Genomic DNA, 20,573 nt, shown 5'->3' with positions numbered 1-20,573 from the left:
GTCGGAGCGCCGCTGGGAGGTAAATATGGACAATGAGGAATTCCGCGACTGGTCGAGGCGGGCGGCGGACTGGGGCGCCGATTACCGTGCCGGACTGCGCGACCGCCCGGTGCGGCCGGCAATCGCGCCGGGGGAGATTTTCAGGAGCATCGAGGCCTCGCCGCCCGAAATGCCCGAGCCGATGGAGAAGATCTTCGCCGATTTCGAAGCCAAGATTGTGCCGGGCATGACGCATTGGCAGCATCCGCGCTTCTTCGCCTATTTTCCAGCCAATGCGGCGCCGGTTTCTGTCGTGGCGGAGTATCTGGTCTCGGCGATGGCCGCGCAGTGCATGCTGTGGCAGACCTCGCCGGCGGCGACGGAGCTCGAGACACGCATCGTCGACTGGATGCGACAGGCGCTCGGCCTGCCCGAAGGCTTTTCCGGCGTCATCCAGGATTCGGCTTCGTCGGCGACGCTTGCCGCGGTGCTGACCATGCGCGAGCGGGCACTCGACTGGCAGGGCAACAAAAAGGGCTTGGCGGGGCAGGGCAGGTTGCGCGTCTATTCCTCCGACCAGGTCCATACATCGATCGACCGCGCCATCTGGGTCTCCGGCATCGGCGAGGAAAATCTCGTCCGCATCCCGGTTAGCGGGCGCTTCCGCGCCATGGACACGGCGGCGCTGGAGGCAGCGATCGTTGCCGATCGCAAAGCCGGCATGCTGCCTGCCGGCATCATCGCCTGCGTCGGTGGCACGAGCACGGGCGGCACGGACGACATCGCGGCGGTGGCCGCGGTCGCGAAGCGGCATGGGCTTTACCTGCATGTCGACGCGGCCTGGGCGGGATCGGCGATGATCTGTCCGGAATACCGGCATTTCTGGGCCGGCGTCGAAGGCGCCGACTCGATCGTCTTCAATCCCCACAAATGGCTAGGCGCCCAGTTCGATTGCTCGATCCAGTTCGTGCGCCAGCCGGAAGACCTGGTGCGCACGCTGGCTATCAAGCCGGATTATCTGAAGACCCGAGGTCATGACGGTATCATCAACTATTCGGAATGGTCGGTGCCGCTCGGGCGTCGCTTCCGCGCGTTGAAACTGTGGTTCCTGCTGCGCGCCCATGGTCTTGAGGGCTTGCGTGAAATGATCCGCAACCATGTCGCCTGGAGCGAAGGGCTTGCCGCGCGGCTGGCCAAGGAAGCGGATTTCGAGCTCAGCAGCGAGCCGATGCTGTCGCTTTTCTCGTTCCGGCATCGCGCGGGAGCCGGCATCGACCCTGACGAGCACAATCTGCGCCTGGTCGATGCCATCAATGCCGATGGCCGCATTTACCTGACGCAAACGCGGGTCGACGGGCGCGTGGCGATCCGCTTCCAGGCCGGGCAGTTCGAGTCGACGGCAGCCGATGTCGACGCGGCGTTCGACGTCATAACCGAAATTGCCCGACGCCCGTCCTGAAGAGGAGACGTGTTACGCATGGGTTTGCCTTTTGCAATCAGGTGATTTTCGTTAGCCGGCTTATGCCTTTTCTTCGCTTTCGTTTTCCGGTATAGACGGAAAAAACGAAAACGGGAGGACGCGCGATGTTTCTTTCGCCACGACATGCCGAGATCATCCAGATGGCGAAAGACCATGGCCGGATTCTGGTCGATGACCTCGCGACGCATTTCAATGTGACGCCGCAGACGATCCGCAAGGACCTCAACGATCTTTGCGATCAGCGCCTGCTGACCCGTATCCATGGCGGCGCGCTGTTCCCGTCCGGCATCGAGAACATGGAGTATGAGGCGCGGCGCAAGATTGCCGCCGAGGAGAAGGAGGCGATCGGTAGCGCGGCGGCGCGGCTGATCCCCGACAATGCGTCGCTGTTCATCAATATCGGCACCACCACCGAGGCCGTCAGCAAGGCGCTTCTCGGCCATAACGGGCTCATGGTCATCACCAATAACATCAATGTTGCCAACAGGATGCGCATTTATCCTACGATCGAGGTGGTGATCGCCGGAGGCGTGGTGCGTGGCTCCGACGGCGGCGTCGTCGGCGAAGCGGCGGTCGATTTCATTCGCCAGTTCAAGGTTGATTACGCCGTCATCGGCGCTTCGGCGATCGACCATGACGGCGCGCTGCTCGACTTCGATTTCCGCGAGGTGAAGGTGGCGCAGGCCATCATCGCCAATGCCCGCCACGTCATTCTGGTCTCCGACCGGACCAAATTCGAGCGCACGGCGCCGGTTCGGATCGGCCACCTCTCGCAGGTGAATACCTTCATCACAGATCGTTGCGAAATTGCTTCGATCCGTAAGATCTGCGAGGAGACCGAGGTCCGACTGATCGAGACGGCGCTCGATTAGGCTCGTATCACGGCTGTCTCACACGGCAGTGATATTTCGTTTGACATTCGGTTTGAGTTCGAAATAATTCCGTCACGGTTTCGTAAAAACACAAAAGTGGTGCAATGCGAAATCGTTGGAGGAATCTTTGGACGCATCTCCGATCCATGACATTTTCGTCATAGGCGGCGGCATCAATGGCTGCGGCATCGCCCGCGACGCCGTTGGCCGCGGATTTTCAGTATACCTCGCCGAGATGAACGATCTGGCCAGCGGCACCTCGTCAGGCTCGACGAAGCTCATCCATGGCGGCCTTCGCTATCTCGAATTTTACGAGTTCCGGCTGGTGCGCGAAGCGCTGATGGAGCGCGAGGTGCTGTGGAAGAACGCGCCGCACATCATCTGGCCGATGCGCTTCGTGCTGCCTTACGCCAAGGGGCAGCGGCCCGCCTGGCTGATCCGGCTCGGGTTGTTCCTCTACGATCATATCGGTGGTCGCAAGCTGCTGCCGCCGACGAAGACCCTGGACATGGCGCGCGATCCGGCCGGCAAGCCGCTGAAGCCACTGTTTCGCAAGGCGTTCGAATATTCGGACGGCTGGGTCAACGATGCCCGCCTGGTGGCGCTCAATGCCCGCGACGCGGCCGACCGCGGCGCGACCATCCGCACTCGCACCAAGGTCGTCAGCGCGCGGCGGGACAGCGGGCTTTGGATCATAAAAGTGCAGAATGTGCTTACCGGTGAAACCGGAGAGGTTCGTGCCAGGCTTCTCGTCAACGCCGCCGGCCCCTGGGTCGATCAAGTGCTGCAGACGGCGGTCGGCCAGAACGACGTCCACAACGTCCGCCTGGTGCAGGGCAGCCACATCGTCATAGGCAAGAAGTTCGACGATCCGCGCGCCTATTTCTTTCAGAACAAGGATGGCCGCATCATCTTCGCCATTCCCTACGAGGAAGAATTCACGCTGATCGGCACCACCGATCGCGACTATCCCGGCGATCCGCATGACGTGAAGATCAGCGACGCCGAGATCGACTATCTGTGCGCCGCGGCAAGCGAATATTTCGCGCAACCGGTCAATCGCTCCGACATAGTCTGGACCTACTCGGCGGTGCGCCCGCTCTATGACGACGGCGCCTCCAAAGCGCAGGAAGCGACGCGCGACTATGTGCTGAAGGCCGAAGCCGGGGAGGGAGCGGCCCCCTTGCTCAACTCATTCGGCGGCAAGATCACGACGTTCCGCCGGCTGGCGGAATCGATGCTGGAGAAGATCGAAGGTTTTCTTGGCAAGCGCGGCAAGCCGTGGACGCACGACGCGCCGCTGCCGGGCGGCGATTTTGCGGCCACCGGTTTCGATGCACAGGTCGCCCGGCTGAAGAACGCCTATCCGTTCCTCGACCAGCGGCTGGCGCGCCGGCTCACCCGGCTTTACGGCACGCGCGCCGAACAGCTGCTCGGGCTTGCCAAGTCGAACGCCGATCTCGGCCGCAATTTCGGCGCCGACCTTTTCGAGGCGGAAGTTCGTTACCTGGCCGAAAACGAATGGGCGGTCACCGCCGACGACGTTCTGTGGCGCCGCACCAAGCGCGGCTTGCATTTCAGCCGCGAGGAGGCGGCGGCCCTGGAAGAATTCATGAGCGGGCTGAGCAGCCGCCACGTCGCTGCGGCGGAATGAAGATCGACCGCTGATGCGCAAGGCCTGGGAGGAGGCGTGATGCTGGAACTGAGGAACGTGACGAAGACGGTCGGCGCGCAGGAGCATATCCGCGACGTGTCGCTGACGCTTCGGCATGGCTCGCTGAACGTCTTGCTTGGGCCGACGCTGTCCGGCAAGACCAGCCTGATGCGGCTGATGGCCGGTCTCGACACGCCTTCCACCGGCTCGGTCTGGTTCGACGGCAAGGACGTCACCGGCCTGCCGGTGCAGAAGCGCAACGTCGCCATGGTCTATCAGCAGTTCATCAACTATCCGGCGATGACGGTCTACGAGAACATCGCCTCGCCGCTCAGGGTCGCCGGCACCGATCGGGCCAAGATCGACAGGGAGGTGCGCAACGCGGCGGCGCTGCTGAAGCTCACGCCCTATCTCGACCGCACGCCGCTCAGCCTGTCGGGCGGCCAGCAGCAGCGCACGGCGCTCGCGCGCGCCATCGTCAAGAACGCCAGCCTGGTGCTGCTCGACGAGCCGCTGGCCAATCTCGACTACAAGCTGCGCGAGGAATTGCGGGCCGAGCTGCCGAAGATCTTTGCCACCACCGGCACCATCTTCGTCTATGCCACGACCGAGCCGCATGAGGCGCTTTTGCTCGGCGGCAACACGGCAACGCTCTCCGAGGGCCGCGTCACCCAGTTCGGCCCGACCATCGAAGTGTTCCGCAAGCCGGTCGATCTTGTGACGGCACGGACCTTCGCCGACCCGCCGCTCAACGCCATCGTGCTGGCCAAGAAGGGGTCGGATTTCCTGCTGGAAGGCGGCGTCAAGCTGCCGGTTCCGCCGGAATCGCTCGGCATTCCTGATGCCAGCTACACGATCGGCTTCCAGCCGCATCATCTGTCGCTGGAGCGGCCGAACGCCAGTGCGGTGCCGGTGCGGGCGAAGGTCACCATCACCGAGATCACCGGCTCGGAAAGCTTCGTTCATCTCGACTTCGCCGATGCGCGTTGGGTGATGCTGGCGCATGGCATCCTCGATTTCGAGACCGACGACGAGGTCGAGGTGTTCATCGATCCGCGCCACATCATGGTGTTCGACCAGAACGGCCGCGCCGTGACGGCGTCGAAGCTGGCGGCCTGAGGAGGAAGCGATGGCGCGCATCGACGTCAACCACATACGCCACTCCTACCTGCCCAATCCGCAGAAGGACTCGGATTTCGCGCTGAAGGAAGTGCACCACATCTTCGAGGACGGCGGCGCCTATGCGCTGCTCGGGCCGTCGGGCTGCGGCAAGACCACCTTGCTCAACATCATTTCGGGGTTGCTTTACCCCTCGCACGGCCGGCTTCTGTTCAACGGCAGGGACGTGACCAGGCTGTCGACGCAGGAACGCAACATCGCTCAGGTGTTCCAGTTCCCGGTCATCTACGACACCATGACGGTCTACGACAATCTGGCCTTCCCGCTGCGCAATCGCCGCGTCCCGGAGGCCGACATCGACCGCAAGGTGCGCGAGACGCTCGACATGATCGATCTCGCCTCGATGGCGAAGAAGAAGGCACGCGGGCTCACCGCCGACCAGAAGCAGAAGATCTCGCTTGGACGCGGCCTGGTGCGCTCAGACGTCAACGCCATCCTGTTCGACGAACCGCTGACCGTCATCGACCCGCACATGAAGTGGGTGCTGCGCTCGCAGCTGAAGCAACTGCACCGCCGCTTCGGCTACACCATGGTCTATGTCACGCATGACCAGACCGAAGCGCTGACCTTCGCCGACCGCGTGGTGGTGATGTATGACGGCGAGATCGTGCAGATCGGCACGCCGGCGGAACTCTTCGAGCGGCCGCGCCACACCTTCGTCGGCTATTTCATCGGTTCGCCGGGTATGAACGTTCTGCCGGTTGCCCTCGAAGGCAAGACGGCGATGCTCGGCGCGCAGCGCATCGAGCTGCCCGGCGTGCCGAAGGCCGGAGCCGGGACCGTCGAGCTCGGCATCCGCCCCGAATATGTGCGACTCGGCCGCGAAGGCATGACCGTCCAGGTCAGTAAGGTCGAGGACGTCGGCCGCCACAAGGTCGTGCGCGCCAACCTTGAAGGCAGGGAGATAGCCGCGGTGATCGGCGAGGACGACGAGGTCCCGGCCGAACCGAAGGTTCGCTTCGATCCCGCGGGGATCAACATCTATGCCGATTCGTGGCGCGTCGAGATGGGGGCATAGATGGACAAGACCTGGAACAACAAGGCCTGGTTCCTTGTCCTGCCGGTGCTGGTGCTGGTGGCGTTCTCGGCCGTCATCCCGCTGATGACCGTCGTCAACTATTCGGTGCAGGACACATTCGGCAACAACGTCTTCTTCTGGGCCGGCACCGAATGGTTCGAGGAGTTGCTGCATTCCGACCGCTTCTGGGAAGCGATGGTGCGCAACCTGATCTTCTCCTTCATCATCCTGGCGATCGAGGTACCGCTCGGCATCTTCATCGCGCTCAACATGCCGAAGAAGGGCTGGGGCGTGCCGGTCTGCCTTGTGCTGATGGCGCTGCCGCTGCTCATCCCGTGGAACGTCGTCGGCACGATCTGGCAGGTGTTCGGCCGCAACGATATCGGCTTGCTCGGCTATTACATCAACGCGCTCGGCATCGACTACAACTATGTGCAGGACCCGTTCGACGCCTGGGTCACCGTGATCATCATGGATGTCTGGCATTGGACCAGCCTGGTCGTGCTGCTCTGCTATGCCGGCCTGGTCTCGATCCCCGACGCCTTCTACCAGGCGGCCAAGATCGATGGCGCATCGCGCTGGGCGGTGTTCCGCTACATCCAGCTGCCGAAGATGCAGCGCGTGCTCCTGATCGCGGTGCTGTTGCGCTTCATGGACTCCTTCATGATCTACACCGAGCCCTTCGTCGTCACCGGCGGCGGCCCCGGCAATTCGACGACCTTCCTGTCGATCGACCTCGTCAAGACGGCGCTCGGCCAGTTCGATCTCGGTCCGGCGGCCGCCATGTCGCTGGTCTACTTCCTGATCATCCTGTTGTTGTCGTGGGTGTTCTACACCGTGATGACCAACTACGACGCGGAGCGCTGAGATGGCTAGCGCCAATGAGACGACACGCGTGAGCGAGACGGCGGTGACGGAAGTCGGCAGCATGCTGTCGCAGGACGAGGTGGCGAAGCTGATGCGTCGTCGCGGCGAGGAGTCGCGCTGGTGGTGGGTCGTGCCGACGATCTACATCATCCTGCTTCTGCTGCCGATCTACTGGCTCATCAACATGAGCTTCAAGACCAATGCGGAGATCGTCTCGTCGCTGACGCTGTTCCCGCACAATCCGACATTGGCGAACTATCGCACCATCTTCACCGATGCCTCCTGGTACTCGGGCTACATCAACTCGATCACCTACGTGGTGATGAACATGGTGATATCGGTCGCCGTGGCGCTGCCGGCGGCCTATGCCTTCTCGCGCTACCGCTTCCTCGGCGACAAGCACCTGTTCTTCTGGCTGCTCACCAACCGCATGGCGCCGCCGGCGGTGTTCGCGCTGCCCTTCTTCCAGCTCTATTCGGCGTTCGGCCTGATCGACACGCATATCGCGGTGGCGCTCGCTCACTGCCTGTTCAACGTGCCGCTGGCGGTGTGGATCCTCGAGGGCTTCATGTCCGGCGTGCCGAAGGAAATCGACGAGACCGCCTATATCGACGGCTATTCCTTCCCGCGCTTCTTCGTGAAGATCTTCATGCCGCTGATCGCCAGCGGCATCGGCGTCGCCTGCTTCTTCTGCTTCATGTTCTCCTGGGTGGAACTCCTGATCGCGCGCACGCTGACCACGACCGCCGCCAAGCCGATCGCCGCCACCATGACCCGCACGGTCTCCGCCGCCGGTATGGACTGGGGCCTGCTCGCCGCTGCCGGCGTGCTGACGCTGATCCCCGGCGCTTTGGTCATCTGGTTCGTGCGAAATTATATCGCCAAGGGCTTTGCCCTGGGGAGGGTCTAAGCCATGAACCTCGACTTCTCCTGGATGGCGTGGACGTGGCCGACGGCCGCCTTCTTCATCGTCATTGCGCTGATGCTCTGCGGAATGGGCGTTTGGGAATATGTCTCGCCCGGCGGCAATCCGCGCATTGGCGTGCTGCGCTTCGAGACGACGCGCGGCGACCGCCTTTTCCTGTCGCTGCTCGGCAGCGCCTTCATCCATCTCGCTTGGCTGGGTCTGATAGGACCCAACCTGTGGTGGGCTCTCGCTCTCTCCGTGGTCTACGCCATTGGCGTGTTCCGATACGTATAGAGGGGGAAATAGCCGGAGCGGCCGCGTGCTGGCGGCCGCCACGGATCGCACTTGAAACAAACCGAAGACTGGAGGAGACACATGCGACGCCAATTTCTAACATCCACGACCGCCCTTGTCCTATTGCTCGGCGTGGGCAACGCCTATGCCGGTATGGACGAGGCAAAAGCCTTTCTCGACAAAGAGATAGGAGACTTGTCGACGCTTTCGCGCGCCGACCAGGAAAAGGAAATGCAGTGGTTCATCGACGCGGCCAAGCCGTTCGCCGGCATGGAGATCAAGGTCGTTTCGGAAACCATCGCCACGCACCAGTACGAGTCACAGGTGCTGGCGCCGGCCTTCTCCGCCATTACGGGCATCAAGGTGACGCATGACGTCATCCAGGAAGGCGACGTCGTCGAGAAGATCCAAACCCAGATGCAGACCGGCCAGAACCTCTATGACGGCTGGGTCAACGACTCCGACCTGATCGGCACGCACTGGCGCTACCAGCAGGTGCGCAACCTAACCGACTGGATGGCGAATGAGGGCAAGGACGTCACAAATCCGAACCTCGACCTGAAGGACTTCATCGGCACCTCGTTCACGACGGCGCCCGACAAGAAGCTCTATCAGCTCCCCGACCAGCAGTTCGCGAACCTCTACTGGTTCCGCTACGACTGGTTCAACGACGAGAAGAACAAGGCCGACTTCAAAGCCAAATACGGCTACGATCTCGGCGTTCCCGTCAACTGGTCGGCTTATGAGGACATCGCCGCCTTCTTCACCGGCCGCGAGATCGACGGCAAGAAGGTCTATGGCCACATGGACTACGGCAAGAAGGACCCGTCGCTCGGCTGGCGGTTCACCGACGCCTGGCTGTCAATGGCCGGTAATGGCGACAAGGGCCTGCCGAACGGCCTGCCTGTCGACGAATGGGGCATCAAGGTCGACGAGAATTCGCGGCCGGTCGGCTCCTGCACGGCACGCGGTGGCGACACCAATGGCCCTGCCTCGGTCTACGCCATCCAGAAGTACCTCGACTGGCTGAAGGCCTACGCTCCGGCCGAAGCCCAAGGCATGACCTTCTCCGAATCCGGCCCGGTGCCGGCGCAGGGCGCAGTCGCGCAGCAGATCTTCTGGTACACCGCCTTCACCGCTTCGATGGTCGACGCCGGCGCCAAGGCGGTGCTGAACGACGACGGCACGCCGAAGTGGCGCATGGCGCCGTCGCCGCACGGTGTCTACTGGAAGGACGGCATGAAGCTCGGCTACCAGGACGTGGGCTCCTGGACGCTGATGAAGTCGACGCCGGACGATCGCGCCAAGGCCGCCTGGCTCTATGCGCAGTTCGTCACCTCGAAGACGGTCGACGTGAAGAAGAGCCATGTCGGCTTGACCTTCATCCGCGAGAGCACGATCCACGACAAGAGCTTCACCGAGCGCGCTCCGAAGCTCGGCGGCCTGATCGAGTTCTATCGCTCGCCGGCTCGCGTCCAGTGGTCGCCGACCGGCACCAACGTGCCCGACTATCCGAAGCTGGCCCAGCTCTGGTGGCAGGCGATCGGCGACGCATCGTCGGGTGCCAAGACGGCGCAGGAAGCCATGGACTCGCTCTGCGCCGAGCAGGAAAAGGTCATGAGCCGCATCGAGAAGTCGGGCGTCCAGGGCGATATCGGCCCGAAGATGGCCGAAGAGCATGACCTGGCCTACTGGAACGCAGACGCGGTCAAGAAAGGCAATCTCGCTCCTCAGCTCAAGATCGAGAACGAGAAGGAAAAGCCGGTCACCGTCAACTATGACGAGCTGGTCAAGAGCTGGCAGAAGTAACGGCATGACGTGGGCGTGCTCGCCCATGTAGGAAATGCAGGGGAGGCGGCGTTGCCGTCTCCCCTGTTGCATGAAAGTGGAGGAGCGGAATGAGCGGTTTTGTGCTGGCTATCGACCAGGGGACGACATCGACCCGGGCGCTCCTGTTCGACGACAGGATGAAAGTCGCCGGCACCGGGCAGCAGGAATTCGCGCAGCACTATCCCGCTTCCGGCTGGGTGGAGCACGATCCGGAAGACATCTGGGCGAGCGTTCTGGCCACGGTGAAATCGGCGTTGAAAGCCGCCGGCCGCACGGCCGCGGATGTGGCCGCTATCGGCATCACCAACCAGCGCGAGACCGTGGTCATCTGGGACAAGGCGACGGGCAAGCCGATCCACAACGCGATCGTCTGGCAGGACAGGCGCACCGCGCCGCTCTGCCAGAAACTGAAGAAGCAGGGGCTCGAGAAGACATTCACCCGCAAGACCGGCCTGCTGCTCGATCCCTATTTCTCCGGCACCAAGATCGCCTGGATGCTGGACAAGGTGAAAGGGGCGAGGAAGCGCGCCGAAAAGGGCGAGCTGCTCGCCGGCACCATCGACAGCTTCCTCATCTGGCGCCTGACCGCTGGCCAAGTGCACGCCACCGACGCCACCAATGCCTCGCGAACGCTGGTCTATAACATCGAGAAGAACGCTTGGGATGACGAGTTGCTCTCGATCCTGAACATACCGGCCGCGATCCTGCCGCAGGTGAAGGACTGCGCCGATGATTTCGGCGTTACCGAGAAGAGCCTCTTCGGCGCGGAAATGCGGATCCTTGGTGTCGCAGGCGACCAGCATGCGGCGACCATCGGCCAGGCCTGTTTTGAGCCGGGCATGATGAAATCGACCTATGGCACGGGCTGTTTCGCGCTGCTCAACACCGGCGCCGACCTGGTGCGCTCCAGGAATCGTCTGCTCACCACCATCGCCTACCGGCTGAATGGCAAGACCACTTACGCGCTCGAAGGCTCGATCTTCATCGCGGGCGCCGCCGTGCAGTGGCTGCGTGACGGCATCAAGGTGATCGGCAAGGCCGAGCAGAGCGGCGCGCTTGCTGCTGCCGCCGATCCCGCGCAGCAGGTCTATCTGGTGCCGGCCTTCGTCGGTCTCGGCGCGCCGCATTGGGACGCGGATGCCCGCGGAGCCGTCTTCGGGCTGACGCGCAATTCAGGCCCGGCCGAGTTCGCGCGCGCGGCGCTGGAATCGGTTGCCTTCCAGACGCGCGATTTGCTCGACGCCATGCGCAAGGACTGGAAAGGCGCCTCGGCCAAGACGGTGCTTCGGGTCGATGGCGGCATGGTGGCCTCCGACTGGACCATGCAGCGGCTCGCCGACATTCTCGACGCGCCGGTCGATCGGCCAACCATCCTGGAGACGACGGCGCTGGGCGCCGCCTGGCTTGCGGGCTCCAGGGCAGGCGTGTGGCCGAAAGCGAAGGAATTCGCCAAGAGCTGGGCGCTGGACCGGCGCTTCAAGCCGGAAATGGATGTAGCGACGCGCTCGGCGAAGCTGGCCGGATGGCGCGATGCGGTGCGTAGAACGCTGAGCGCGCAATAAGCAGCCGTCAGGCGGTGAGTGCCGGAGGGAGAGAATGGATCCAGACTGGTATGCCGCCTGGTGCGAAGAAGCGTTCGAACAACTGCGCACAAAGAACAAGCGCTTGCAGGATGACTTTCGCCTCGGCAGTTGGTCCCGCTATGACTACGACCTGAAGGCTGGAAAGCTCCTTTTCTCGGAAGAAGGCGTCGTCAAGGTCGTCTCGGAAATCCAGATTGCTGGGTCTACGAGCACCAAAGCCGGCAATTGGCTCTGGGCCTGGGCAAATTCGAAATGGCCTCCCGAATTCACAATCGACGCCCAGTCAGCTCGATCTTTCGGTGAGAAGCACGGCATTGAAGAGCTGACCCAAGACTATGTGAAGGACGATGATCTAAATGCACTCGGCTGGGAACTGACCTCCGTAGTGACTCGGATTTGCAACGCCTGTGGAGCCGACCGTTCTCCTCCTGATGACGGCGTAGGTCTCTATCTAATCTTCAAGACCATTAGCTGGGCCAGCTGACCCGCACTGACTCGCAGCTAAATCTTGGGCTCAGCGAATGGCAACGAGAGAGCCCGTGCTCGAGAGGCACGGGCTCAGTCAACGGCCCTGGGTACTGACTGGAGGCCGTCAGTAGGGCGAAACGCACTGCTGACGCGGGCCGTTGTAAGGCTGGAAGGTGTTGTCCGAGGCGCGGTACGAGCGATAGCGGTCATAGCACCATTGAACATGCGCGTTGCCGCGATAGACGCGGTTGTTCTCGCTGTTGACGATGGCGCCGGTGATCAGCGCGCCGGTCGCGAAAGCGGCCAGCGGGAACCAATAGTCGCCATGGCGGCGATAGCCGCGGTGATATTCACGATAGCCGCGACGGCCGTTCCACCAGATGCCGCCGTCATTGCGCGAAAAACGCTGACCGCCGCGCCAATGGCCATGTCTCCATCGGAAATCGCGCTCCGCGATGGTTTGGACGTTGGAGGAGGCTGGCGAAGCCTGCGGGACGAACACCTGCGCCGAATTGGCGGGCACCGCCGCGGCTGCGGCGAACGAAACCGACAAAGTGGCCGCAAGCAACCCCGACACGATCTTTTTCATTGGTCTTCTCCTTGAAGGGTGGTTGACGTCCCTGTGCGGGGAACGGAAAAATGACCGCGATGGTTCCCGTTCGAATATCAAACCATTGTTATTCTGAGGATTTCTCCAAATATCCGGGCGGATGAGTGCAGGCGTTGGTCTCGACAGGGCGGATGGCGCACCATCAGTCGCTAAATTCTCCAAAACCCCGGAAAACTCTGGCTGAGCACCATCTTTTTCCGGTTGACCGGCCGCGGCACTCTCCCTATGTTCCGCGCAATTTCGAGGGCGGCGTTTCGAGCCCGCGGGAGCGCGTAGCTCAGCCGGTAGAGCAACTGACTTTTAATCAGTAGGTCATGGGTTCGAATCCCATCGCGCTCACCAATTATCTAAAAAAATCAAATAGATACCAGCTCAAGTCGGTTGAGGCTGCCAAATCTAGGCGGAACCGAAGGCTATCCGCGACTGTTCCCTCTTCGAAGGGACTGCAGTTCGGGATGCCAACAGTGGATGTATTGAATCTGGAACTGGCCAAGGCCAGGCAGCGCGTCAAGCGCGCGGAGACTGCTCTCAATCGCGCAAAAGAAATGTTGGACGAAGACTGTGGCGTCGGGATCAATCTCGCGCTGTGCGGTCGGATAAGGTCGGAACAGAGGCGAGTGGCAGAGGCCAGAAAACGGCTGATGAAGATCGCGCTCGTCGCCTCGGCCTGAGTGTGGCCTTCCAAAGGCCGCAGCCAAGCTTGTCCCGGTAAGGGGTCAGTGGTTAGACTTGGAGCCTACGAGGGAGGCTCCAGGATGGCACTCGACCTTTCGTTAGATGCTCAGGCCTCCAAGGCAACGGCGCCGCCCTCCAGATATCTCTTCGGTCCGGTCGCCGACTTCCTCATGCTCGGGGGCAGCGCCTTTCTGATCCTGCCGGTGCTGTTTTTCGTGCCGCGCGACTATGAAGGCCCGTTGGCCGCGACGATGGTCGTTGTCGCCTATCTGGTGAACTATCCGCACTTCGCCCATTCCTACCAGATTTTCTACCGCAACTTCGGGCGGAAGGTACGCGGCGACGGATACGACAGAAGCTTGCAGCTTCGCTACATTTTCGCCGGAGTCGTCGTTCCGGCGATCATGGCCCTGTTCTTTGCCTATGGCGCGGCGACGTCGAACACGCGCCTGCTCGGATTTGCGGCCAACGCGATGTTCTTCTTCGTCGGCTGGCACTACGTCAAGCAAGGCTACGGCATGCTGATGGTCGACGCCGTGCTGAAGCGCAAATTCTTCGACGGCCGGGACAAGAAGGTGCTGCTGGTCAACAGCTATGCTGTGTGGATCCTGGCCTGGCTGCAGACGAATGCCGCAGTGACACAGGGCCAGTATTACGGCCTGCAATATTATACCTTCGTGGCACCGTCCTGGATCACCGGCATTGCCATTCTGGCGGCCGTCGGATCGACAGCGGCCACGCTTTTGATGCTGGTCAACCGCTGGCGAAGGAACGGCGGCGGCCTGCCCTACAATGGCATCGTGGCTTATGTCGCCTCGCTCTATCTCTGGATCCTGATTGCCAGGATAAACCCGCTCTGGCTGCTCGTGGTGCCGGCGCTCCATTCGCTCCAATACCTGGCTGTGGTGTGGCGCTACCAAACAAATGTCGAGCGTGACGTCCCGGATGCCGCGCGGGACCCCGAGCCGAAAATACTATCGGTATTTGGGCCGCGTTACAGGCTGCGGGTTTTGGGATTCGTCATCGGGGGAGCAGCCCTCGGCTATCTCGGCTTCTGGCTGATCCCGTTCGTGCTGACGGCCCTGATCCCCTACGACAGCCAAGTCCTCGGTTCGTCGCTGTTCTTCTTCATCGTGCTGATTTTCATCAACGTGCACCACTATTTCCTCGACAATGTCATGTGGCGCCGCGGCAATCCGGAAGTGTCCAAATATCTGTTTCGTTAGGGAAATCCGAACCTGTGGACCTGCGCCTGGTCACCCGACCAGCGACACATTCCCGCCGGCGTGACGCTCCAGCCGTCCCGCGAGGTCGAGTTCGAGCAGCACCATGGCGATCTGCGCGGCGCTCAATCCGGTGTGGCGGATGATCTCGTCGATGCCGACCGGCGTGGGTCCGAGCGCCTCCAGCACATCGGCGCGCTCGTTTTCGCCGGGCGGCGGCGTGGCCGACATGTCTGGCGCTTCGGCGAGCGGCGCGGTTCTTGGAGGGCGGATGCCGGCAAGCGGCGCCAGCGCGCCCAGCACATCGGCGGCCTCGGTGACGAGCGTGACGCCGTCCTTGAGCAGCGCGTTGCAGCCGGCGGCGCGTGGGTCGAGCGGTGAGCCCGGCACGGCAAAGACCAGCCGGCCCATCTCGTTGGCGAGGCGGGCGCTGATCAGCGAGCCGGAGCGCTGCGCCGCCTCGACGACCACCAGCCCAAGCGCCATGCCGGCAACCAGCCGGTTGCGGCGTGGAAAATCCTGGGCGCGCGGTTGCCAGCCGAACGGCATCTCAGAAACGATGGCGCCGCCACGGTCGGCGATCTCGTCGCACAGGCCGGCATTCTCGGGCGGGTAGGGGACATCGAGCCCGCCGGCCAGCACGCCGACCGTGCCGGTCGAAACGCTGCCTTTGTGCGCGGCCGTGTCGATGCCGCGCGCCAGACCGGACACGATGGCGTAGCCGTCGCGGCCAAGATCGGCCGCCAGCATGCGCGCCATCTTGACGCCGGCAAGCGAGGCGTTGCGGGCGCCGACAATCGCCACCGCCGGCAAGCGGAAGACCGCCCCTTCGCCTTTGATCGCGAGCAGCGGCGGCGGGTTGTCCAATGTCTTGAGCAAGGGCGGATAATCGGCTTCCCCGATCCCGACGAAGCGGGCGCCGAAGCGCCGGGCGGCATCGAGCTCGGCTTCGGCTTCGGCGACGGCGGGGACACGGACGATACGAGTGGCGCCGCCGGAAATCATCAACTCGGGAAGCATTTCCAGCGCGGCTTCCGCCGAGCCGAAGCGGTTGATCAACTCGCGAAACGAAGCCGGGCCGACATTGGGCGTGCGGATCAGGCGAAGCCAGGCAAGCCGCTGCCGGTCGCTGAGGCGCGGGCCGGCCGCCGGCGCGCTCATCCCTTCGCCCCGATCTTGCCCTCGGTGCCGGCGACGAGCCGCGAGATGTTGGCGCGATGCTTGACGATGACGATCAGGCTCATCACCGCGAACAGGCCGGCGATCTGCGGCGTGCCGCTAAGATAGAGCGCGATCGGAACGACCACCGCCGCCGCCAGGGCGGCCAGCGAGGAGTAGCGGAACAGAAAGGCCATTGCGAGCCAGACGACGGCGAAGACCAGCGCGCCTTGCCAGGCAAGCCCGAGCAGCACGCCGAGATAGGTTGCGACGCCCTTGCCGCCCTTGAAGCCCAGCCAGACCGGGAAGAGATGGCCGAGGAAGGCACCGAAACCTGCAAGAAGCCCGAAGTCCGGCGAAAAATGCCCGGCGATCAGGGTGGCGGCCGTGCCTTTTAGCGCATCGAGCAGCAGCGTGGCGGCGGCAAGGCCCTTGTTACCCGTCCGCAGCACGTTGGTCGCGCCGATATTGCCGGAGCCGATGTTGCGCACATCGCCGAGGCCGGCCGCGCGGGTGAGCAGGAGCCCGAACGGAACAGAACCGAGCAGATAGCCGAAGATGAGCGCGATCGCGTAACCCATTGTTTCCCCCGCTGTTCTTGTCGCGCGTGCTCGACCGCGCCACAGCCTGGCCGCACCGGTTGGATGCTCAGGCCGAAAACACTGTGCGGCCCGCCACCATCGTTTGCAAGACCTTGCCCTGCAGCCGCGCGCCTTCGAAACAGGTGTTCTTCGAGCGCGAGCGCAAACCGCTTTCGCTGACGATCCAGGGCTCGTCGAGATCGACCACGGCAAGGTCGGCCGGCGCGCCCGGCTTGAGCGTGCCGCCCGGCAGGCCGAACAACCTTGCCGGCGCCGTGGACAGCGTCTCGATCAGCCTCAGCAGCGGAACGTCGCCATTGTGGTAGAGCCGAAGCGCCGCGCCGAGCAGCGTCTCAAGCCCGATGGCGCCGGCTGCGGCATCGGCGAAGGGCAGGCGCTTGGTGTCGACATCCTGCGGGTCGTGCGAGGAAACGATGACGTCTATCGTGCCGTCCTTGATCGCCTCAATCATCGCCAGCCGGTCGTCCTCGGCGCGCAAGGGTGGCGTCAGCCGGAAGAAGGTGCGGTATTCGCCGACATCGTTCTCGTTGAGCGACAGATTGTGGATGGCGACACCGGCCGTGACATTGGCGCCGTCCGTTTTGGCCCGGTTCACCGCGCCGGCCGCCATCGCGCACGAGATTTTCGAGGCGTGATAGGCGCCGCCGGTCAGCCGGGCCAATGCCAGGTCCCGCTCGAGAGGGATGAGCTCGGCCTCGCGCGGAATGCCCGACAGGCCGAGCCAGCTTGCATAAAGTCCCTCATTCATCACACCGGACGAGGCGAGGTCGGCGTCCTGGGTCTCATGCGCGACCACCCCGCCGAAATCGCGGGCGTAAGTCAAAGCCCGGCGCATCACCAGCGCATTGGCAATCGTGTGACGGCCGTCGGTGTAGGCGACCGCGCCAGCCTCGCGCAGCAGGCCGAATTCGGTCATCTCGCGGCCCTCGAGGCCCTTGGTGATCGCTGCCGCCGGGAAGATGTTGACGCTCGCCGTGTCCCTGGCGGTGCGCAGCACGAATTCGACCAGCGCCACATTGTCGATCACCGGGTCGGTGTCCGGCATCATGACGATGGAGGTGACGCCGCCGGCGGCCGCCGCCACACTTGCCGAGGCGATGGTTTCGCGGTGTTCGCCGCCGGGTTCGCCGATGAAGACGCGCGCGTCGACAAGCCCTGGAACGATCGTCTTGCCGGCGCAGTCGACGACGGTGGCGCCTTCCGGCGCGCCCTGGTTCAATGCAGCTTTTCCGGCCGCGGCGATCCTGCGGCCATCGACGATGACGCTGCCGATCTCGTCGACACCGCGCGAGGGATCGACAATGTGCGCCTTGCTGAAGACCGTTACGCTCATTCGCCGCGCCCTTCGTGGTTGCGGCGCGGATCAAGCAGCGCTTCCATGACCGCCATGCGCACGGCCACCCCCATCTCGACCTGTTCCTGGATGACGCTTTGCGGCCCGTCGGCGATCTCGGAGGCGATCTCGACGCCGCGGTTCATCGGCCCCGGATGCATGACCAGCGCATCGTCCTTGGCGGACTTCAGCTTTTCGGCGTCGAGGCCGAAATAGTGGAAATATTCGCGGATCGACGGCACGAAGGCGCCTTCCATGCGCTCGCGCTGCAGGCGCAGCATCATCACCACGTCGGCGTCCTTCAGGCCTTCGGCCATCGAGCGCGACACGATCACGCCCATCCGGTCGATTCCGGACGGCAGCAGCGTCGATGGCGCCACCACGCGCACCTGCGCGCCAAGCGCGTTGAGCAGCATGATGTTGGAGCGGGCGACGCGCGAATGCAGGATGTCGCCGCAGATCGCCACGATCAGCTTCGACAGCGGTCCCTTGGCGCGGCGGATCGTCAGCGCATCGAGCAGCGCCTGCGTCGGGTGCTCGTGCGCGCCGTCGCCGGCATTGATCACGGAGCAACCGACCTTCTGTGCCAGAAGGGCGGCGGCGCCCGCCGATTGGTGACGGATGATCAGGATATCCGGCCGCATGGCGTTGAGCGTCATGGCCGTATCGATCAGCGTCTCGCCCTTCTTCACCGAGGAACTCGCGACCGACATGTTCATGACGTCGGCGCCGAGCCTTTTCCCGGCCAGCTCGAAGGACGACTGCGTGCGCGTCGATGCCTCGTAGAAGAGATTGATCTGGGTGCGGCCGCGCAGAGTTGAGGTCTTCTTTTCCGATTGCCGCGAGATCGCCACGGCCTGGTCCGCCCGGTCGAGCAACAGCTCGATATCGGCGGGGGAAAGGTCGCGGATGCCCAGAAGATGGCGGTGAGGAAAAAGTGGCAGTGATGAAGCGTCGGTCATCTCAAGGCGCTGCTATAGGGTGCGGTCCGGCCAGCCGCAAGCGCCAGCTTTGGATTGCCGGCGTTCTCCCCGGTATTTTCGTCGCGCGCCTTCGTTGGCTTGGGCTATAAGGCCCACTGGCTTCGGATTCGCGGCCGTGAAGATGATAAGGACCCTTCTGTCAACTAAAGGAATGGGCGTGACCGACGAGGTGATCAACCAGCCGCCGCCGTTGGCGGGCGGCAACGCATGGCGGGGCGATCCGTTGCTCATCCAACTCGCCGAGCGTTTTTCCGATCCGGTGCGCAAGGACCTCGACGCTCTCGGCAAGTTCGTGATGACGCAGGAGGCGCAGGAACTCGCTCGCCTCGCCAACACCGATACGCCGAAATTGAGGACGCATGACCGACAGGGCCGTCGCCTCGACCTTGTCGAATATCATCCGGCCTATCACGCATTGATGCGCCGCTCGGTTGCAGGCGGCTTGCATTCTTCCGTGTGGGAAAACGGCGATGCCGAGATCGGCCGCCGCCATCAGGTGAGGGCGGCACGCTTCTACCTGACCGCGGAACTCGAGACGGGGCATCTGTGTCCCATCACGATGACCAGCGCCTCGCTGGCGGCGCTGATGGCGAGCCCGAAACTTTTCCGCGAATGGGCGCCGCGCGTGACGACACGCAAATACGACCAGACGCAAAAGCCGCCGGTGCAAAAGACCGGGCTGACGCTCGGCATGGGTATGACGGAGAAGCAGGGCGGCACGGATGTGCGCGCCAACACAACCCGGGCCGAGCGCACCGGCAGCGGCTTTTACCGATTGACGGGCCACAAATGGTTCATGTCGGCGCCGATGTCGGATGCCTTCCTGGTGCTCGGCCAGGTACCGGAGGGACTGTCCTGCTTCCTCGTTCCGCGCATCCTGGGCGACGGTTCCGGCAATGGTTTCCGCTTTCAGCGGCTGAAGGACAAGCTCGGCAACCGCTCGAACGCCTCGTCGGAAGTGGAGTTCGTCAATGCGATCGGCGAAATGGTCGGCGACCCGGGCGCCGGCGTCAAGACGATCATGGACATGGTGACGCTGACCCGGCTCGACTGCGCGGTCGCTTCGTCGGCGCTGATGCGGGCGGGCCTCGCCGAGGCGGTCCACCATGCGCGCCATCGCCAGGTGTCCGGCTCGAACCTGATCGACCAGCCGCTGATGCAGCGGGTTCTGGCCGACATGGCGCTCGACGTCGCCGCGGCCACGGCGCTGTCGTTCCGGCTGGCGCGCTCTTTCGACGAGGCGGCGAGCGATCGCGGCGAAGCGGCTTTTGCCCGCGCCATGACGCCTGTCGTCAAATACTGGGTCTGCAAGATCGCGCCGGGGCTGCTTTACGAGGCGATGGAATGCCTTGGCGGCAACGGCTATGTCGAGGAAGCGCCGCTTGCCCGGTACTATCGCGAGGCTCCCGTCAACGCGATCTGGGAAGGCTCGGGCAACGTCATGGCGCTCGACGTGTTGCGTGTGCTCGGCCGTGCGCCCGGCCTATTCGAGGACGTGCTGGCCGGCATCGACCGCGATCTCGGCGCCGGCGGCCGCGGAACCATCGGCGTGCTGAAGGCGGCCATGCAGGTCGCCGCAACCGACCAGGGCTCGGCGCGCTTACTGACGGAGCAACTGGCGCTTTCCGCCGCCGCCGCGGAACTTCGCCGATTGGGAGCAGGGCGGATCGCCGACGCCTTCGTCGAGACCCGGCTCGGCGGTCAGTGGCGGACCACCTACGGCATGCTCGATTCGCGCCACGATGCGCGCATGATCATCGACACGCTCTATCCGCCGGTGACCTGATCCGGTCATCCACAGGCCGGATTGCCGTCCTGTGGATGGCCATTAACCTTAACAGATGGTTTCCATTGCGGG

19 protein-coding genes and 1 tRNA gene are annotated in these 20,573 nt (G+C 63.5%); 15 read left to right on the top strand and 5 right to left on the bottom strand.

Annotation, left to right across the window (positions count from 1 at the left end; all coding sequences use genetic code 11):
* Positions 1–25: 25 nt before the first annotated feature.
* The 11 genes from F3H96_RS14505 (at position 26) to F3H96_RS14455 (ending at position 12,147) form a co-directional block, all read left to right on the top strand.
* Positions 26–1,438, top strand: a complete 1,413-nt coding sequence (locus F3H96_RS14505; protein ID WP_149802425.1) for an aspartate aminotransferase family protein — start codon at positions 26–28, stop codon at positions 1,436–1,438.
* Positions 1,439–1,563: 125 nt separating this feature from the next.
* Positions 1,564–2,331 (top strand): DeoR/GlpR family DNA-binding transcription regulator, encoded by a 768-nt coding sequence (locus tag F3H96_RS14500; protein ID WP_149802424.1) that lies wholly within the window; start codon positions 1,564–1,566, stop codon positions 2,329–2,331.
* 127 nt (positions 2,332–2,458) lie between these two features.
* Positions 2,459–3,985, top strand: a complete 1,527-nt coding sequence (gene glpD, locus F3H96_RS14495) for a glycerol-3-phosphate dehydrogenase (RefSeq protein ID WP_149802423.1) — start codon at positions 2,459–2,461, stop codon at positions 3,983–3,985.
* 39 nt (positions 3,986–4,024) lie between these two features.
* Entirely contained in the window at positions 4,025–5,104 is a 1,080-nt protein-coding gene (locus F3H96_RS14490; protein WP_149802422.1) for an ABC transporter ATP-binding protein, read from the top strand.
* A 10-nt stretch (positions 5,105–5,114) separates the two neighbouring features.
* Positions 5,115–6,182, top strand: a complete 1,068-nt coding sequence (locus tag F3H96_RS14485) for an ABC transporter ATP-binding protein (RefSeq protein ID WP_149802421.1) — start codon at positions 5,115–5,117, stop codon at positions 6,180–6,182.
* The gene (locus F3H96_RS14480; RefSeq protein ID WP_149802420.1) at positions 6,183–7,049 is read left to right on the top strand and encodes a sugar ABC transporter permease; all 867 of its coding nucleotides are present in this window, start codon (positions 6,183–6,185) and stop codon (positions 7,047–7,049) included.
* A gap of 1 nt (position 7,050) precedes the next feature.
* Positions 7,051–7,959 (top strand): carbohydrate ABC transporter permease, encoded by a 909-nt coding sequence (locus F3H96_RS14475; protein ID WP_149802419.1) that lies wholly within the window; start codon positions 7,051–7,053, stop codon positions 7,957–7,959.
* Between the two features lie 3 nt (positions 7,960–7,962).
* Positions 7,963–8,250, top strand: a complete 288-nt coding sequence (locus F3H96_RS14470) for a DUF2160 domain-containing protein (RefSeq protein WP_149802418.1) — start codon at positions 7,963–7,965, stop codon at positions 8,248–8,250.
* Between the two features lie 81 nt (positions 8,251–8,331).
* Positions 8,332–10,059, top strand: a complete 1,728-nt coding sequence (locus F3H96_RS14465; protein ID WP_149802417.1) for an ABC transporter substrate-binding protein — start codon at positions 8,332–8,334, stop codon at positions 10,057–10,059.
* 89 nt (positions 10,060–10,148) lie between these two features.
* Positions 10,149–11,642: a glycerol kinase GlpK gene (gene glpK / locus F3H96_RS14460; protein ID WP_149802416.1), complete on the top strand. Its 1,494-nt coding sequence runs from the start codon at positions 10,149–10,151 to the stop codon at positions 11,640–11,642.
* A 34-nt stretch (positions 11,643–11,676) separates the two neighbouring features.
* Positions 11,677–12,147 carry a DUF6882 domain-containing protein gene (locus F3H96_RS14455; RefSeq protein WP_149802415.1) on the top strand — a complete coding sequence of 157 codons (471 nt, stop codon included), beginning with the start codon at positions 11,677–11,679 and terminating at the stop codon, positions 12,145–12,147.
* 108 nt (positions 12,148–12,255) lie between these two features.
* Here the strand turns inward: F3H96_RS14455 and F3H96_RS14450 are convergent, their stop codons facing one another.
* Positions 12,256–12,720 (bottom strand): BA14K family protein, encoded by a 465-nt coding sequence (locus tag F3H96_RS14450; RefSeq protein WP_149802414.1) that lies wholly within the window; start codon positions 12,718–12,720, stop codon positions 12,256–12,258.
* 287 nt (positions 12,721–13,007) lie between these two features.
* On the opposite strand from F3H96_RS14450, the gene F3H96_RS14445 reads away from it, so the two are divergent.
* The 3 genes from F3H96_RS14445 to F3H96_RS14435 all read left to right on the top strand — a co-directional run bounded on the left by F3H96_RS14445 (position 13,008) and on the right by F3H96_RS14435 (position 14,642).
* Positions 13,008–13,083, top strand: a tRNA-Lys gene (locus F3H96_RS14445).
* A gap of 122 nt (positions 13,084–13,205) precedes the next feature.
* Complete coding sequence (locus F3H96_RS14440) at positions 13,206–13,412, top strand: hypothetical protein (protein ID WP_244620014.1); 207 nt, start codon at positions 13,206–13,208, stop codon at positions 13,410–13,412.
* An 84-nt stretch (positions 13,413–13,496) separates the two neighbouring features.
* Positions 13,497–14,642, top strand: a complete 1,146-nt coding sequence (locus tag F3H96_RS14435; RefSeq protein WP_149802412.1) for a hypothetical protein — start codon at positions 13,497–13,499, stop codon at positions 14,640–14,642.
* 30 nt (positions 14,643–14,672) lie between these two features.
* Here F3H96_RS14435 and dprA read toward each other — a convergent pair whose 3' ends face one another.
* The 4 genes from dprA to F3H96_RS14415 all read right to left on the bottom strand — a co-directional run bounded on the left by dprA (position 14,673) and on the right by F3H96_RS14415 (position 18,694).
* The gene (dprA, locus tag F3H96_RS14430) at positions 14,673–15,800 is read right to left on the bottom strand and encodes a DNA-processing protein DprA (RefSeq protein WP_149802411.1); all 1,128 of its coding nucleotides are present in this window, start codon (positions 15,798–15,800) and stop codon (positions 14,673–14,675) included.
* Positions 15,797–16,378, bottom strand: a complete 582-nt coding sequence (gene plsY / locus F3H96_RS14425; RefSeq protein WP_149802410.1) for a glycerol-3-phosphate 1-O-acyltransferase PlsY — start codon at positions 16,376–16,378, stop codon at positions 15,797–15,799. The genes dprA and plsY overlap by 4 nt, the downstream gene beginning before the upstream one ends.
* Positions 16,379–16,445: 67 nt before the next feature.
* Positions 16,446–17,732 (bottom strand): dihydroorotase, encoded by a 1,287-nt coding sequence (locus tag F3H96_RS14420; RefSeq protein WP_149802409.1) that lies wholly within the window; start codon positions 17,730–17,732, stop codon positions 16,446–16,448.
* Complete coding sequence (locus F3H96_RS14415; RefSeq protein WP_149802408.1) at positions 17,729–18,694, bottom strand: aspartate carbamoyltransferase catalytic subunit; 966 nt, start codon at positions 18,692–18,694, stop codon at positions 17,729–17,731. The genes F3H96_RS14420 and F3H96_RS14415 overlap by 4 nt, the downstream gene beginning before the upstream one ends.
* 178 nt (positions 18,695–18,872) lie before the next feature.
* Here F3H96_RS14415 and F3H96_RS14410 point away from each other — a divergent pair, with 178 nt between their 5' ends.
* Positions 18,873–20,501, top strand: coding sequence for a DNA alkylation response protein (locus tag F3H96_RS14410; RefSeq protein ID WP_149802407.1), 1,629 nt, complete (start codon positions 18,873–18,875; stop codon positions 20,499–20,501).
* Positions 20,502–20,573: the final 72 nt, after the last annotated feature.

The sequence above is a fragment of the Mesorhizobium sp. NFR06 genome (assembly GCF_900115245.1).
Classification (GTDB): Bacteria; Pseudomonadota; Alphaproteobacteria; order Rhizobiales; family Rhizobiaceae; genus Mesorhizobium.
This window is presented reverse-complemented; position numbering and strand designations above follow the sequence as displayed.

Excerpts from the sequence above, each read along its gene's own strand:
- F3H96_RS14505 (WP_149802425.1), top strand. The coding sequence starts at position 26 with ATGGACAATGAGGAATTCCGCGACTGGTCGAGGCGGGCGGCGGACTGG.
- F3H96_RS14500 (WP_149802424.1), top strand. The coding sequence starts at position 1,564 with ATGTTTCTTTCGCCACGACATGCCGAGATCATCCAGATGGCGAAAGAC.
- F3H96_RS14490 (WP_149802422.1), top strand. The coding sequence starts at position 4,025 with ATGCTGGAACTGAGGAACGTGACGAAGACGGTCGGCGCGCAGGAGCAT.
- F3H96_RS14485 (WP_149802421.1), top strand. The coding sequence starts at position 5,115 with ATGGCGCGCATCGACGTCAACCACATACGCCACTCCTACCTGCCCAAT.
- F3H96_RS14480 (WP_149802420.1), top strand. The coding sequence starts at position 6,183 with ATGGACAAGACCTGGAACAACAAGGCCTGGTTCCTTGTCCTGCCGGTG.
- F3H96_RS14475 (WP_149802419.1), top strand. The coding sequence starts at position 7,051 with ATGGCTAGCGCCAATGAGACGACACGCGTGAGCGAGACGGCGGTGACG.
- F3H96_RS14470 (WP_149802418.1), top strand. The coding sequence starts at position 7,963 with ATGAACCTCGACTTCTCCTGGATGGCGTGGACGTGGCCGACGGCCGCC.
- F3H96_RS14465 (WP_149802417.1), top strand. The coding sequence starts at position 8,332 with ATGCGACGCCAATTTCTAACATCCACGACCGCCCTTGTCCTATTGCTC.
- glpK (WP_149802416.1), top strand. The coding sequence starts at position 10,149 with ATGAGCGGTTTTGTGCTGGCTATCGACCAGGGGACGACATCGACCCGG.
- F3H96_RS14455 (WP_149802415.1), top strand. The coding sequence starts at position 11,677 with ATGGATCCAGACTGGTATGCCGCCTGGTGCGAAGAAGCGTTCGAACAA.
- F3H96_RS14450 (WP_149802414.1), bottom strand. The coding sequence starts at position 12,720 with ATGAAAAAGATCGTGTCGGGGTTGCTTGCGGCCACTTTGTCGGTTTCG.
- F3H96_RS14435 (WP_149802412.1), top strand. The coding sequence starts at position 13,497 with ATGGCACTCGACCTTTCGTTAGATGCTCAGGCCTCCAAGGCAACGGCG.
- dprA (WP_149802411.1), bottom strand. The coding sequence starts at position 15,800 with ATGAGCGCGCCGGCGGCCGGCCCGCGCCTCAGCGACCGGCAGCGGCTT.
- plsY (WP_149802410.1), bottom strand. The coding sequence starts at position 16,378 with ATGGGTTACGCGATCGCGCTCATCTTCGGCTATCTGCTCGGTTCTGTT.
- F3H96_RS14420 (WP_149802409.1), bottom strand. The coding sequence starts at position 17,732 with ATGAGCGTAACGGTCTTCAGCAAGGCGCACATTGTCGATCCCTCGCGC.
- F3H96_RS14415 (WP_149802408.1), bottom strand. The coding sequence starts at position 18,694 with ATGACCGACGCTTCATCACTGCCACTTTTTCCTCACCGCCATCTTCTG.